General features: G+C 41.2%; 14 protein-coding genes and 2 pseudogenes. 14 read left to right on the top strand and 2 right to left on the bottom strand.

Translation table 11 applies throughout. The annotated features are described in order from the left end of the window. The first annotated feature begins 57 nt into the window (after positions 1-57). The 7 genes from QD47_RS33755 to QD47_RS18845 all read left to right on the top strand — a co-directional run bounded on the left by QD47_RS33755 (position 58) and on the right by QD47_RS18845 (position 6,520). Positions 58-258, top strand: a complete 201-nt coding sequence (locus QD47_RS33755; RefSeq protein WP_268794258.1) for an SDR family NAD(P)-dependent oxidoreductase — start codon at positions 58-60, stop codon at positions 256-258. Continuing rightward, positions 230-904, top strand: coding sequence for an SDR family NAD(P)-dependent oxidoreductase (locus tag QD47_RS18870; protein WP_268794257.1), 675 nt, complete (start codon positions 230-232; stop codon positions 902-904). The genes QD47_RS33755 and QD47_RS18870 overlap by 29 nt, the downstream gene beginning before the upstream one ends. A gap of 38 nt (positions 905-942) precedes the next feature. Then, the gene (locus QD47_RS18865; RefSeq protein ID WP_044647591.1) at positions 943-1,338 is read left to right on the top strand and encodes a cupin domain-containing protein; all 396 of its coding nucleotides are present in this window, start codon (positions 943-945) and stop codon (positions 1,336-1,338) included. Positions 1,339-1,805: 467 nt separating this feature from the next. Next, positions 1,806-2,663, top strand: coding sequence for an aldo/keto reductase (locus tag QD47_RS18860; RefSeq protein ID WP_044647590.1), 858 nt, complete (start codon positions 1,806-1,808; stop codon positions 2,661-2,663). Between the two features lie 56 nt (positions 2,664-2,719). After that, entirely contained in the window at positions 2,720-3,709 is a 990-nt protein-coding gene (locus QD47_RS18855; protein ID WP_044647589.1) for an aldo/keto reductase, read from the top strand. A 66-nt stretch (positions 3,710-3,775) separates the two neighbouring features. After that, complete coding sequence (locus tag QD47_RS18850; RefSeq protein ID WP_044647588.1) at positions 3,776-4,810, top strand: zinc-binding dehydrogenase; 1,035 nt, start codon at positions 3,776-3,778, stop codon at positions 4,808-4,810. A 732-nt stretch (positions 4,811-5,542) separates the two neighbouring features. Further along, positions 5,543-6,520, top strand: a complete 978-nt coding sequence (locus QD47_RS18845) for an aldo/keto reductase (protein WP_044647587.1) — start codon at positions 5,543-5,545, stop codon at positions 6,518-6,520. A gap of 183 nt (positions 6,521-6,703) precedes the next feature. Here QD47_RS18845 and QD47_RS31720 read toward each other — a convergent pair. Then, a pseudogene (locus QD47_RS31720) lies at positions 6,704-6,892 on the bottom strand (TetR-like C-terminal domain-containing protein); the annotation flags it as partial. A 248-nt stretch (positions 6,893-7,140) separates the two neighbouring features. Between QD47_RS31720 and QD47_RS18835 the strand changes: the two are divergent. The 7 genes and pseudogenes from QD47_RS18835 (at position 7,141) to QD47_RS18815 (ending at position 13,542) form a co-directional block, all read left to right on the top strand. Next, entirely contained in the window at positions 7,141-8,124 is a 984-nt protein-coding gene (locus QD47_RS18835; RefSeq protein WP_044647586.1) for an aldo/keto reductase, read from the top strand. A gap of 66 nt (positions 8,125-8,190) precedes the next feature. Next, positions 8,191-9,231, top strand: a complete 1,041-nt coding sequence (locus tag QD47_RS18830) for an NAD(P)-dependent alcohol dehydrogenase (protein WP_044647585.1) — start codon at positions 8,191-8,193, stop codon at positions 9,229-9,231. A gap of 116 nt (positions 9,232-9,347) precedes the next feature. After that, a complete protein-coding gene (locus tag QD47_RS18825) occupies positions 9,348-9,935 on the top strand; it encodes an NAD(P)H-binding protein (RefSeq protein ID WP_044647584.1) in 588 nt (195 codons plus the stop codon). A 438-nt stretch (positions 9,936-10,373) separates the two neighbouring features. Beyond that, on the top strand, positions 10,374-10,691 hold the full coding sequence (locus QD47_RS33300) for a glucose PTS transporter subunit EIIB (protein WP_052646805.1): 318 nt from the start codon (positions 10,374-10,376) through the stop codon (positions 10,689-10,691). Between the two features lie 52 nt (positions 10,692-10,743). Beyond that, positions 10,744-11,480, top strand: a pseudogene (locus QD47_RS33295) (PTS transporter subunit EIIC); the annotation flags it as partial. Continuing rightward, complete coding sequence (locus QD47_RS33290; protein WP_412177985.1) at positions 11,466-12,257, top strand: glucose PTS transporter subunit IIA; 792 nt, start codon at positions 11,466-11,468, stop codon at positions 12,255-12,257. The pseudogene QD47_RS33295 and the gene QD47_RS33290, both read left to right, overlap by 15 nt. 19 nt (positions 12,258-12,276) lie before the next feature. Beyond that, on the top strand, positions 12,277-13,542 hold the full coding sequence (locus QD47_RS18815; RefSeq protein WP_082067230.1) for a 6-phospho-beta-glucosidase: 1,266 nt from the start codon (positions 12,277-12,279) through the stop codon (positions 13,540-13,542). Here the strand turns inward: QD47_RS18815 and QD47_RS30945 are convergent. After that, the coding region (locus QD47_RS30945; protein WP_152643826.1) for an IS3 family transposase at positions 13,458-13,714 on the bottom strand (257 nt) is incomplete at its 5' end. The genes QD47_RS18815 and QD47_RS30945 overlap by 85 nt on opposite strands.

The raw sequence follows: 13,714 nt of genomic DNA, 5'->3' as shown, positions 1-13,714 counted from the left end.
AGGCGAACAAAACTCTCCTGAACAGGAAACATTATGTACTTCATGGAGGAAATTATTATGAAAAATCATCGTACTTGGCTTATTACAGGTGTCAGTAGTGGGTTTGGTTATGAGATGACCAAACAACTGCTCGAGAAGGGGAATAAGGTTATCGGAACGGTGCGCAACAAAAGCAAGGTCGCAGACCTTATCGAGAAGTATCCAGATACCTTCGCATGCGAAATTTTAGATGTTACCCGATGTTCCTGCTATTCATAAGCTTGTCGACGACTCTTTTGAGAAATTTGGACGTATTGACGTTATCATAAGCAACGCTGGCTATGGCCTTTTTGGGGCCGCCGAGGAACTCTCTGACGCCGAGGTTGGTCACATCATCGCTACCAATCTAACAGGATCTATCCAGCTTATCCGGTCATCTCTGCCGCATCTGCGTAAGCAGGGTGGTGGCCGCATTATTCAGATATCCTCCTATGGTGGGCAGGTGGCCTTCCCTGGTAATTCGATGTACCATGCCACTAAGTTTGGCATTGAGGGATTTTGTGAGTCGGTCGCTCAGGAGGTCGCACCTTTTAACATCGGTATTACATTGGTGGAGCCGGGCGGTGCTCGTACCGAGTTCCGCTATGGCAGTGCACAGGTAGCGAATCTAATGTCAGAGTACGACGGTAATCCGACGCATGGCTTTTTGAACATGCTGGACGCTTCTAATGGACTAGCTCCAGGTGACCCTGTACGTATGGCGTCCCGAATCATAGAGAGTGTGGAACAAGAACCAGCGCCGATGCGATTAGTACTCGGCTCTCAAGCGCTGACAAATACCATTTCGACCCTTAAAGCCCGCGTTGCCGACTACGAGACGCAGACTGAACTGGCAGCTTCTACTGATTTTCCTGCGGGAGAATAAAAGGTTCTAGACTCTTTGACAGAAAGAAGGAATCAATGATGGAAAATGGACAACTTAGCAACAGTACCATTTTTCCGTTAGGAGAAAAGGTTAAAGCAAACTTTACGGGTGACGCCTACCTGCAAATGGTGTTTACAGATCCGGCGCCTCTTAATACGGCGATCGGAAATGTTACCTTTGCTCCAGGGGCCCGCAATAATTGGCACGCTCATCAGGTTGGGCAAGTTCTGTTAGTCACCGGCGGCAAAGGCTGGTATCAGGAAGAAGGCAAACTTGCCCGATTCCTCAAAACGGGTGATGTGGTCAATATTCCACCTAACGTGAAACATTGGCATGGTGCGACTAAAGAGAGTTGGTTTGTACATCTGGCCATGACTCCAGGAGAAACAGAATGGTTTGAAGCGGTCGATGATGAGTGGTTTGATAAACTGTAGAGATCAACGCTTCAGGTCTAATCCGATGCGTTCCGAATAAATCTGTACGTTATTACTATACAAAACAAATCAATTTTATTTAACCATTGAATCCCTAATCATTTAGAGAGCGCTTGAATTCGGTATTCTGTTGCAGTGGGAGCTCAGTAACGAATGATTATTAAAAGCCGTTAGTGCGGCTTTTAATTTTTCCATTTTTCTCAAACGCAGTTTTGACTGCAAATGTCCCTAACAACGGACTGTTTGTTTTTTTAGTAAGGGATGAATAATAGAATATTCATCTGAATTTGTTCATTATTATACAAATTATGTCTTTTTGATAATTTCATATTTTATGAATTAGGGTATAATTTTTATCAGTGGAATATTAATGGAATGAAATCCATTAATTTTGACTTTTGATGAATAGAGTTGGCGTCTTTCAAATATTGGAGATCTGCTGCAGTTAAAAATGAGGAGGAATTGAAATGGAATATGTAACTTTAAATAACGGAGTAAAGATGCCTATTTTAGGCTATGGCGTTTACCAAATTTCCGATCAAGCTGAATGCGAAAGATGCGTACTTGATGCTATAAATACAGGCTATCGTTCCATCGATACTGCACAGGCTTACCAAAATGAAGAAGCTGTAGGTCGTGCCATCAAGAAAAGTGGAGTAGCCAGAGAAGAGTTATTCATCACTACTAAAGTTTGGATTTCCAATGCAGGATATGAAAAAGCCAAAGCCTCTATTGAGGAATCACTGAGAAAACTTCAACTGGATTATCTGGATTTACTTCTCATCCATCAGCCATTTAATGATTATTATGGTACGTATCGTGCGATGGAAGAACTCTATAAGGTAGGTAAAATCAAAGCGATCGGGGTAAGCAACTTCTACCCGGACAGATATATCGACCTTGTTCAGTTTAGTGAAGTGGTTCCGGCTGTCAACCAAGTGGAAACACATGTCTTCAACCAGCAGGTAAAAGCACATGAAATTATGAAGAAATATAACACGCAGATCGAATCCTGGGGTCCATTTGCAGAAGGAAAAAACGATTTGTTTTCCAACGCAACCTTACAGGAAGTGGGCGATCAATATAACAAATCTATTGCCCAAGTTGCTTTACGTTTCTTGATTCAGAGAGGCGTGGTGGTGATTCCAAAAACGGTGAATAAAAATAGAATGGAAGAAAACTTCAACGTATTTGATTTTAAACTGACGACAGAGGATATGGAAAAAATAGCTGTACTGGATACAGGAGAAAGTGCATTTTTCTCCCACTATGATCCGCAAACTGTAGAGTTTTTAACCGATTACGGAAAAAAAGGTTTGGAATAAGTATAAGGTTTCATAACGGAAAGAAGGCTGTTTCAGGAAGAGAGGAGGAACTTGGCATGAAAAAAAGAATTCTTGGTAAAGACTTGGAGGTTTCAGCCATCGGCCTCGGCTGCATGGGTATGAGTCATGCTTACGGTCCGGCAGCAGATAAAACCGAAATGATCAAACTGATTCACCAAGCTTTGGATCTCGGTATCACATTTTTCGATACCGCAGAAGTGTATGGTCCCTATGAAAATGAGGAACTGGTGGGTGAAGCATTAAAAGAGGTTCGGAATGAAGTATTGATTGCCACCAAGTTTGGAGTTCACTTTGAACATGGCCAGAGCGGTGCACTCTTAACGGACAGCAGACCAGCTACCATCCGCAAAGCAGTGGAAGGTTCCCTCAGACGGTTGAGAACAGATCATATTGATCTGTACTACCAGCATCGTGTTGATAAAAAAGTACCTGTGGAGGAAGTTGCAGGTATAATGGATGAGCTCATTAAGGAAGGAAAAATTACACATTGGGGAATGTCGGAGGCGAATTCCGATGAAATTAGAAAAGCCCATGCTGTATGCCCGGTAACCGCTGTTCAAAGCAGATATTCCATGATGAGCCGCCAGAAGGAAGAGGATACTTTCCCGACGGTAGAAGAACTGGGAATTGGCTTTGTTGCTTTTAGCCCATTGGCAAACGGTTATTTATCCGGAAAATATGATAAGAACTCTCGTTTTGAAAGCAGCGAAGAGAAAGGGCTCGACTATAGAAGTTTCTTACCGCAGTTTAAACCAGAGAACATGGATGCAAATCAAGCTCTGATCGATTTGATTAATCGCTTTGCGAAGGAAAAGGAAGCAACCGCAGCACAAATCTCGCTAGCATGGATGCTTGCTCAAAAACCGTACCTCGTGCCGATTCCAGGGACCCGAAAACCGGAACGCTTGGTCGAGAACGCGGGTGCAACGGAAGTCGTCCTTTCTTCAGAGGAATTAAACAGAATAAATGGGGCATTATCTCAACTCACAATAACTGGTGAATACCTTGGCGGGCGCACTAAATAAACAAGCTATTACGAAATAGAAAAGATCGCTGTAAAGCAATTTTTTAATAAAAGGTGGAGAATTGTTATGAAAGCAAATATTATGTACGCTGCAGGTGATGTGCGCGTAGAAGAATTGCCCGTTCCGAGATTGCTAGAACAAACGGATGTCATTTTGAAAGTGGTCGCTGCCTGCGTTTGTGGAAGCGATCTGCATCCTTATCGCAGCATGCATCCTCATGAGCATGGCGAAGGTGAAGCAATGGGGCATGAAGTGATTGGAAAAATTGAAGAAATGGGTTCAGACGTTTCTGGTTTCAAGAAAGGCGATTTGGTCGTCGTTCCTTTTGCTTATGGAGATAACACATGTCCGTTTTGTCAAGAAGGATTGATGACTTCTTGTGAGCATGGGGGCTTTATGACTGGCTGCCAAGCGGAATTTGTTCGAGTTCCTCAAGCACAAGGAAGCATGTTCAAGTTGCCTGACGAAATTGATGAAGACTCCCCTTTATTGCCGTCCCTGTTAACATTATCTGACGTCTACGGCACTGGTTATCATGCGGCGGTAATGGGTCGAGTGAATGAGGATACGACTGTAACAGTTATTGGTGATGGAGCTGTTGGCCTTCTTGCTGTTCTGTCAGCAAAGAAACTCGGCGCCAAGAAAATCATTCTTATGGGCCGTCATAAAGAGCGGACAGATCTGGGTATTGAATTCGGCGCCACAAATGTTATTTCTGAACGCGGAGAAGAAGGAGTAGCGAAAGTCCGGGACCTGACAAATGGTGAAGGAACACATGTCGTTCTTGAATGTGTCGGGCTGAAGCCTGCTTACGATATGAGTGTTGGCATTGTCCGGTCCGGCGGAGTTATCAGTCGTGTTGGGGTTCCGCAGTATGATGAAGCTGCCGTTGGCTTTGAAAGTCTTTTCGGGCGTAATATTACGCTTACGGGAGGCCCTGCGCCAACGCGTGCATATATGGAAGAATTATTACCGGACATTCTTGACGGAGCAGTTAAACCTGGCCGTGTATTTGACGTAACGGTTGATCTGGACGGTGTTCCAGAGGGTTATCGCGCCATGAATAACCGTGAAGCACTCAAAGTATTAATTAGACCTTAATAAATACTTTGAGACAAGATCGCAAGGGAGCATAATTTGTACTGAATTTTAAATTTAGCGGCTTTTATGTTGTAAGGGCTCAAGTTCTTATCCCGAATTGAGGAAAAGAACTTGAGCCCTTTGTCGCAAAGGACATGAACATAGTACTATGCCGATTTGAAGCATTAGGTCTGAATAATGTGGACTTCAAGCAAAATGCAAAAATAGGGCAGACAAGTGCCAGTATGGGACATTAAACGATCAAATGCAACGTGCTTAAGAGAAATAGGCAATAAATTAGCACAATTGAGATATTACATCTGACTCCATCTATAAGATAATCTTAAATATAAACTACCTGTTCCTAATAATTAACTTATGATTGGATAAGATATGATGTCAAATTAAAATCAAAGAGTTTCATACATGAACCTAAAATCCACAGGTATGTCCGATAGACATTGTAAAGAGCACCAAAATTTTCAGAAAAATAATTAACACTTTAAAATAATTGGTTTACTAATGAACATATCTCATCCTTTTAACAATTGCATGTATCCTGTTTTCACTTATAGTTATAAACAAATGTTCAATAGCGTATTAATGTTTAATTATAGTTAACGTGGAGAAGCATGATAAAATTCGCTAGGTTGGAAAAGCAGAATTACAGGTAACGATTTGTATTTGTGAACTATGACTTTCGGTAACCGTTAAAAGGTATCGACCACTAACAAAAAAGGAGTGCGTTGAATAATGGACTATGTCAAACTTGGACGTACCGGCTTGGAAGTTTCAAGATTATTCCTTGGTTGTATGAGTTATGGGGTACCCGAACGCGGAATCGCTCCATGGTCGCTGAATGAAGAGGAAAGCAGACCATTTATTAAACGAGCACTGGAACACGGTATTAACTTCTTCGATACGGCTAATGTTTATTCTGACGGAACAAGCGAGGAAATTGTCGGACGGGCATTGAAGGAATTCACCCGGCGGGATGAAGTAGTAATTGCAACTAAGGCATATTTTCGTATGAGCCCGGGTCCAAATGGGAAGGGGCTTTCCAGGAAATCCATCATGAATGAAATCGATAACAGCCTAAGACGACTCGGTACGGAGTACGTAGACTTGTACCAAATCCACCGTTGGGATAGTTCTACACCGATTGAAGAGACGATGGAGGCACTCCATGACTTGGTAAAGGCAGGTAAAGTTAGATATATAGGAGCATCTTCAATGTACGCTTGGCAGTTCTTGAAAGCACAGCAAGTTGCCGAACGTAACGGTTGGACCCGGTTTATATCGATGCAGAATCACTTGAATTTACTGTATCGGGAAGAAGAGAGAGAAATGCTTCCTCTTTGCCACGAAGAAGGAATCGGTGTAATTCCCTGGAGTCCTCTCGCTAAAGGACGGCTAACTCGTGAATGGGATGAAAAAACCACACGTTCTGAAATAGACGAAGCCGGTAAAAGATTCTATTCGAATATGGTGGACGCAGATCGTAAAGTCGTCGAGAGGGTAGCGGAAGTTGCGGCCAAACGGGGCGTTACTCGCGCGCAAGTTGCACTAGCTTGGGTACTGCAAAAAGATTCAGTAACGGCCCCGATTATCGGCGCAACAAAGCCTTATCATCTGGAGGATGCAGTTGCTGCACTGTCAGTGAAACTGGATGCTAACGAAATTGCAAGCCTCGAGGAGCCATATGTACCTCATCCCATTATAGGTATTTAAGCTAAATGGACCACTGTACTTTCTGTGGTCCGTATTTGTGTTGAACACGATGGTGCATTCGTTGGCTAAGTCAGCTCCGATCCAACTTACTGCAAGCATCGATCAGTTTTGTGGGGATGTATTACTACAAAACAAAAAGCCCCATGTGTATAGGGGCTGGGAATAGTAAAATATATACGAAATTTAGTTGCAATTCCGCTCTAACAGCATTCCTAATTGTTCTGCCAATGCCTGATGCGAAATAGGCATTTCATTCGCGAACCACCATTCCACTACTCCAACATAAGCTGAAGCTACGAAACTAACAGCTAGGTCCTTATTTAACCCCTCGTTCTTGCCTTGAGTTACATCCACCTCACTTCTGAACTCCTCAAAAACCGATTAAAAAAATCTAACTCGTTATATACAAGCATATAAAGCAATTTCACAATTTCAATCGATTTGTGTACTAATTCACGGATCACATTCTATTGGTCATTGAAGGTATTCTAATTGCGTTTATAATACACATATGTAACATAAAATATCAATATTGCCTAATACATTGATGTGAATTATCACAATGGGAAAAGGTTCGAATGTTGAAGTAAAATACAACCTGCGAAAGCGAGGAATAACAAATGGAATATGTGAAACTTGGGAGTACCGGCTTGGATGTATCGCGGATTTGTCTGGGCTGTATGAGCTTCGGTATCGGAGAACGGGGAGATTTCCCGTGGGCGCTCAATGAAGAACGCAGTCGTCCCATGATTAAGAAAGCTCTGGAGGCAGGCATTAATTTCTTCGATACGGCCAATGTATATTCTGGTGGAACCAGTGAGGAAATCACTGGCCGAATTCTAAAAGAAAATGCAAATCGAGATGAAATAGTCCTGGCGTCAAAGGTGTTTTACCCTGTAGCTGAGGGGCCAAACCGAGGCGGACTGTCCCGTAAAGCCATCATGAGTGAAATTGATAAAACGCTTATGAGACTTGGAACGGATTATGTGGATATGTATTACACTCACCGCTGGGATTACAATACACCGATCGAAGAGACGATGGAGGCCTTGCATGATGTGGTGAAGGCAGGAAAAGCACGGTATATTGGAGCTTCAACGATGTACGCCTGGCAGTTCTTAAAAGCACAACATGTCGCTGAACGTAATGGCTGGACCAAATTTGTCGCAATGCAGGATCATTACAACCTTATGTACCGTGAGGAGGAGCGGGAGATGCTCCCTATGTGTACAGAAGAAAAGATTGGTGTGATGCCATGGAGTCCTCTAGCTGCCGGAAGACTGGCACGACCTTGGGGTGAAACGGACGAACGTGCCAAAGTGGATGCCATCGGTAAAGCGATTTATTCCGCAACAGCCGATTCGGATCGCCAAGTCGTTGAACGTGTAGCGAAAGTAGCTGAAACACGTAGAGTACCAATGTCGCAAATCGCATTAGCATGGTTGCTTCATAAGGATCCGGTAACAGCTCCGATTGTAGGTACGACTGAAATATCTCATATCGAGGATGCGATTGCCGCCCTGTCGATCCAATTAACACCTGAAGAAATGGCATTGCTGGAGGAAGCATATGTGCCACATCCAGTCCTTGGTATGACGTTCTAATTCTAAATGGTGTACCTGTCATCAAAAATGGACAATGATAAATGAATTAAGGAGTCGATGAAGACGATGTGTAAAACGCATGTACTACGTGTTCCCAAAGCAAATGCCCCATTCGAAAAAACTATGATCGAACGGAGAGATTTACGTTCAAACGATGTCATGATTGATATTCAGTTCTGCGGTATTTGTCACTCGGACATCCACTTTGCACACAACGAATGGGGAAATGGGATCTTCCCAATGGTCCCTGGTCACGAAATTACAGGTGTTGTATCTGAAGTAGGTTCGGACGTTACCAAGTTTACCGTTGGAGATCGTGTTGGAGTGGGTTGCTTTGTTGACTCCTGTGGAGAATGTGAATATTGTCTTCGTGGTGACGAGCAATATTGTACAAAAGGCGTTGTGATGGTATTTAATGGAATGGGTTATGATGGAGAAATCACTTATGGTGGGTATAGCCAAAAGATTGTGGTTAAGGACGAATTCGTGGTCCGTGTACCGGATTCCCTGGATCTGGCTGCAGCAAGCCCACTGTTGTGTGCAGGTATCACCACATACTCACCTTTGAAACACTGGAACGCAGGCCCAGGCAAAAAAGTGGCTGTTGTGGGGATGGGTGGTCTAGGTCACCTGGCGGTGCAATTTGCTCATGTTATGGGTGCGGAAGTAACTGTTTTGAGTCAGACCATGAATAAACAAGAAGAGTCTCTGGAGATGGGCGCAGATCATTACTACGCTACCAGCGATCCCGAAACATTCAGTAAACTGGCTAAGCAATTTGATATTATCTTGAACACCGTCTCTGCAAATCTTGATGTCGATGCATATTTATCCTTGCTCCGCGTAGATGGAACGCTTGTCAATGTCGGTGCGCCTGCCAAACCTGATCAGTACAGTGTATTCTCCTTGATTGGGGGCCGCAGAAGCATTGCGGGTTCAAACGTAGGGGGAATCCGGGAAACTCAAGAAATGCTTGATTTTGCTGGAGAGCAGGGAGTTGCCGCTAAAATTGAGCTCATCCGTGCAGACCATGTGGACGAAGCATATGAGCGTGTGCTACGTAGTGATGTGCGTTATCGCTTCGTGATTGATATGTCAACATTGTAAGGTTAATCAATAAATTATCCCATGATCTAGAGCTTTCTATATAAAGGATGGGTACTACCATTTCGAATAGTTTGCCTATCCTGATCTTATCTGAATTGAAAGGGTGTTATCTTAACATGAGTAATGTAGTAATCCTGGGTGCAAATGGCGGAATCGCTCGTCATGCAATTGATTTATTCCTTCAAGAAACGGATGCTCAACTGACACTTTTTCTCCGTAATTCAAGAAGAATGAAAAACATGGAATCCGATCGCATTCGAGTTATTGAAGGCGATGTCATGGATGTTGAAAACCTAAAGCAAGCTATAATAGGGCAGAATATTGTCTATGCCAATTTATCAGGCGATCTAGAGAACATGGCCAAAAATATCGTAGAAGCTATGGATGCTAGTGAAGTGAAACGCCTCATTTTTATTAGTTCTATGGGTATTTATGATGAAGTTCCTGGTGAGAAGTATGGAAGTGTTCTAAATCCTTATCGGAAATCAGCTCAAGTAATTGAAGCCTCATCTCTCGATTATACAATCTTGCGTCCTGCATGGTTTACAGATTCTAATGAAATTGACTATGAGACCACACAAAAAGGTGAACTGTTTAAAGGCGGTGCTGTTTCACGCAAGAGTGTTGCGGATTTGGTTGTTAGATTGGCAACAAATCCTGAATTGGAGGTTCGCTGTAGCTTAGGGGTGAACAAGCCCCAATAACCGAAGATAGAGTAAGTTAAACACTGGAAAATAGCTAACCAATACAACTGCTATCTTAAACGTCTTTTAAAGCTAGCATATATGAAAAACATAAAATGAGAGCTCATTTAAGAAAATGAGTTCTTTTTTTATTTATATTTATAACGTTTTGAATCAAATATTTAAATGTGACAGGAAATGGAGGAAAAAAAAGTATAAAGCTATAAACTTACTTTAAAAATATAAGGAAATCCTCCGAATATTAGCTATGAGTTTATATTTTGTTTCATGTTATTTCGAATTATCGAGAGTAAGTAAGCGTTTTCGATAAACGCCATTTCAATATGCTAATGTATCTTGAATACGCTTAAGTTTATTGCTAAGTTAGATCTGTTGCTACGTGAAAGACCTAAGTAACTTGACGAATCTCACATCTAAGAGGAGGAAAGGGAAAATTTTATGAGCAAAAAATATGAAAAACTCGCTCAGCAAGTTATTGAAAAAATCGGGGGAGAAAAGAATGTTTCATCTTTAAGTCATTGTCAAACTAGACTGCGCTTTGTTCTAAATGATGATAAAAAAGCGGATATAGAAGGAATTAAAAAGTTAGAAGGTGTTGCAAATGTTGTTGAAAGCGGTGGACAATTTCAAGTAATTATTGGTACGCAAGTGGAAGAAGTTTATGAAGAAATCGTTAAATACACAGGTACATTGAATAGTGAAGAAGCAACTAATAATGAAACAAAGAAACCAAATGTATTAAATACGAATCATTGATTTTATATCAGCTACTTTTAGTCCGGTTATTCCGGCCATTACTGGTGCGGGAATGATCAAAGCGTTTCTTGCCTTATTGCTATTATTCGATTTAATTTCCAGAGAATCACAAACGTATTACATTATAAATTTCATGGCTGATGCAGTTTTTTATTTCCTACCTTTTTTCCTTGCTTATAGTGGAGCTCAAAAGTTGAAAGCCAGTCCATTTTTAGCAATGTTTTTAGCAGGTATACTATTGCATCCGAGTTTTATTCAATTGCAGACAGCTGGGGATGACGTTAATTTATTTGGTCTGCCAGTTAGACTCGTAAGCTATAGTAGTTCAGTTATTCCAATATTATTAATTGTATTTGTTCAATCCTATATAGAACGTTTTTTGAAAAAGGTTACTCCGAATGCGATAAAAATTATTTTTGTTCCTATGTTTACTGTTTTAATTACAGGAACGTTAGCTTTAACGATTCTTGGTCCGATTGGTTCGTATATTGGAGATTATATTGCGATCGGATTTGATTGGTTGGCGAGTTATGGCAATTGGATGGTAATCCTTATTGTTGCAACATTATGGCAATCATGGTGATGTTTGGTATCCACTATAGTATTTCACCATTGAGTCAAATGCAATTAGCTACAACTGGACTAGAAAATATAATTGGACCAGGGGCGCTTCTTTCAAATATCTCACAAGGTGTTGCAGCACTTATAGTTAGTATGAAAGTGAAAAATTCAGCACAGAAACAAATTGCTACCTCAACAGGTATTACTGCATTAATGGGAGTAACCGAACCAGCGCTCTATGGTATTAATTTACCAAAACGTTATCCGCTGATCGCTGCGATGATTGGTAGCGCATGTGGTGGGTTGTATGCAGGTTTTACGAATGTTTTCCGCTATGCGACAGGAGCCTCAGGAATACCTGCTATTCCTCTTTATATAGGCGAGAATATTTGGAATTTATACAATATATTAATTGCTTTAGGTATTACGATTGTCGTAACAGCGATTTTAACTTACATCTTCTCAATCAAATATGAAAAGAAGACAGAGGAAGAGACAGTTACGCTAGATATTGCGAAAGAGACGGATGAAATGGGACCTCCGGCACAAGGAGGTTTAATTACAAGTCCCTTAAAAGGGATGACATTGCCACTTACAGATGTTACTGACGAGGCTTTTTCTTCGGAGGCTTTAGGAAAAGGGGTTGCTGTTGAACCAATCGAAGGCAAAGTTGTCGCACCTTTTGACGGTACAATTACAGCAGTAGCTCGAACAAAACATGCTATCGGAATTCGGTCAGACGATGGAATGGAAGTTTTAATTCATGTTGGCATAAATACAGTTAAGTTGAAAGGTGTCCATTTTGAGACTTTTGTTGAAGAAGGGCAAAAAGTAAAACTCGGACAAGAATTGCTTTTATTCGATATTGCTAAAATCAAAGAAGCGGGCTATATCACACAAGTACCCGTGATCGTAACGAACACAACCGATTATGCCAGTGTAACAGTAACAACTGAAACATCAGTACATTTTAATGAACCACTACTAACGTTAGTAAAACAATAATAATATGAGGTGAAATGAAATGGGATTAGATCCTAACTTTCTATGGGGCGGTGCAACCGCGGCGAATCAAAGTGAAGGCGGATACAATTTAGGTAATCGTGGTTTGGCTAATGTTGATTTGTTGCCTACAGGCGAAGATCGAGCAGGAATAGTCGCTGGTAAAATTAAAATGCTTGAATTTGATGAACAACACTTTTATCCAGCCAAAGAAGCCATTGATATGTATCATCATTATTTTGAGGATATTAAATTATTTGCAGAGATGGGGTTTAAGACCTATCGCATGTCGATATCATGGTCAAGAATTTTTCCGAATGGTGATGATGAAAAAGCGAATGAAGAAGGTTTGAAATTTTATGAGGATATATTTCTAGAATTACGAAAGTACAATATCGAGCCACTAGTAACTTTGACTCATTTTGATGTACCCGTTAATCTTATCAAAAAGTACGGTTCATGGCGTAATCGTAAAATGATCGTTTTTTATGAAAATTACTGTCGTACCGTCTTCAATCGATACAAAGGGCTAGTCAAATATTGGTTGACCTTTAATGAAGTAAATATGATTCTGCATGCACCTTTTATTGGCGCAGGCTTGTGTTTTGAACCAGATGAGAATGAAGAGCAAGTAAAATATCAAGCGATGCACCATCAATTAGTATCTAGTGCTATTGCAACTAAAATAGCGCATGAAGTTGATCCAAAGAATATGATTGGCTGTATGCTAGCTGGAGGAAATAATTATCCATATTCTTGTCGTCCAGAGGATTACGCCAAAGCAATCGAAAAAGATCGAGAAAATTATCTCTTTATTGACATTCATTCTCGAGGTGCCTATCCGAATTATGCAATTAAAAAATTTGAACGAGAGAACATCCACATCGAAATGGAAAAAGGGGATCAGGAAGTCTTAAAACAGTATACTGTTGATTTTATTTCTTTCTCCTATTACTCTTCACGGGTTGTTGCCACTGATTCATCTGTTACGAATGAAACGGCTGGAAATATATATAAATCCATTAAAAATCCTTATTTGGAATCTTCCGAATGGGGGTGGCAGATTGACCCATTAGGATTGAGATCAGCGCTGAATGTTATATATGATCGCTATCAAAAACCATTATTTATTGTGGAAAATGGGCTTGGTGCAATGGATACTCCAGATGAAAACGGCTATGTAGAAGATGATTATCGAATCGATTACCTGCGTGAACACTGGATTGTCAACACTAAACTAGACAACTTTTTATGGTGCCTCTGCTTGAACTCAGCCGGACTCAAGTAATCCAGAGAACCGTGAATCCGAATATGGTTAAACCAGTGTACATAGTCATGTAATTCTGTGGTTAGCTCAGCTAGACTTTCAAAATGACGTTTCTTCACAAACTCCGTTTTGAAAATTTTAAACGTGGCTTCCGCAACGGCGTTGTCATAGGGGCAGCCTTTCATGCTTAAAG

This window comes from Paenibacillus terrae, from assembly GCF_000943545.1.
GTDB classification, from domain to species: Bacteria; Bacillota; Bacilli; order Paenibacillales; family Paenibacillaceae; genus Paenibacillus; species Paenibacillus terrae_A.
The sequence above is the reverse complement of the archived record's forward strand: the minus strand, read 5'-3'. Positions and strand labels throughout refer to the sequence as shown.

Coding starts and splice junctions, on each gene's coding strand:
- QD47_RS33755 (WP_268794258.1), top strand. CDS start 58: ATGAAAAATCATCGTACTTGGCTTATTACAGGTGTCAGTAGTGGGTTT.
- QD47_RS18870 (WP_268794257.1), top strand. CDS start 230: ATGTTACCCGATGTTCCTGCTATTCATAAGCTTGTCGACGACTCTTTT.
- QD47_RS18865 (WP_044647591.1), top strand. CDS start 943: ATGGAAAATGGACAACTTAGCAACAGTACCATTTTTCCGTTAGGAGAA.
- QD47_RS18860 (WP_044647590.1), top strand. CDS start 1,806: ATGGAATATGTAACTTTAAATAACGGAGTAAAGATGCCTATTTTAGGC.
- QD47_RS18855 (WP_044647589.1), top strand. CDS start 2,720: ATGAAAAAAAGAATTCTTGGTAAAGACTTGGAGGTTTCAGCCATCGGC.
- QD47_RS18850 (WP_044647588.1), top strand. CDS start 3,776: ATGAAAGCAAATATTATGTACGCTGCAGGTGATGTGCGCGTAGAAGAA.
- QD47_RS18845 (WP_044647587.1), top strand. CDS start 5,543: ATGGACTATGTCAAACTTGGACGTACCGGCTTGGAAGTTTCAAGATTA.
- QD47_RS18835 (WP_044647586.1), top strand. CDS start 7,141: ATGGAATATGTGAAACTTGGGAGTACCGGCTTGGATGTATCGCGGATT.
- QD47_RS18830 (WP_044647585.1), top strand. CDS start 8,191: ATGTGTAAAACGCATGTACTACGTGTTCCCAAAGCAAATGCCCCATTC.
- QD47_RS18825 (WP_044647584.1), top strand. CDS start 9,348: ATGAGTAATGTAGTAATCCTGGGTGCAAATGGCGGAATCGCTCGTCAT.
- QD47_RS33300 (WP_052646805.1), top strand. CDS start 10,374: ATGAGCAAAAAATATGAAAAACTCGCTCAGCAAGTTATTGAAAAAATC.
- QD47_RS33290 (WP_412177985.1), top strand. CDS start 11,466: ATGGGAGTAACCGAACCAGCGCTCTATGGTATTAATTTACCAAAACGT.
- QD47_RS18815 (WP_082067230.1), top strand. CDS start 12,277: ATGGGATTAGATCCTAACTTTCTATGGGGCGGTGCAACCGCGGCGAAT.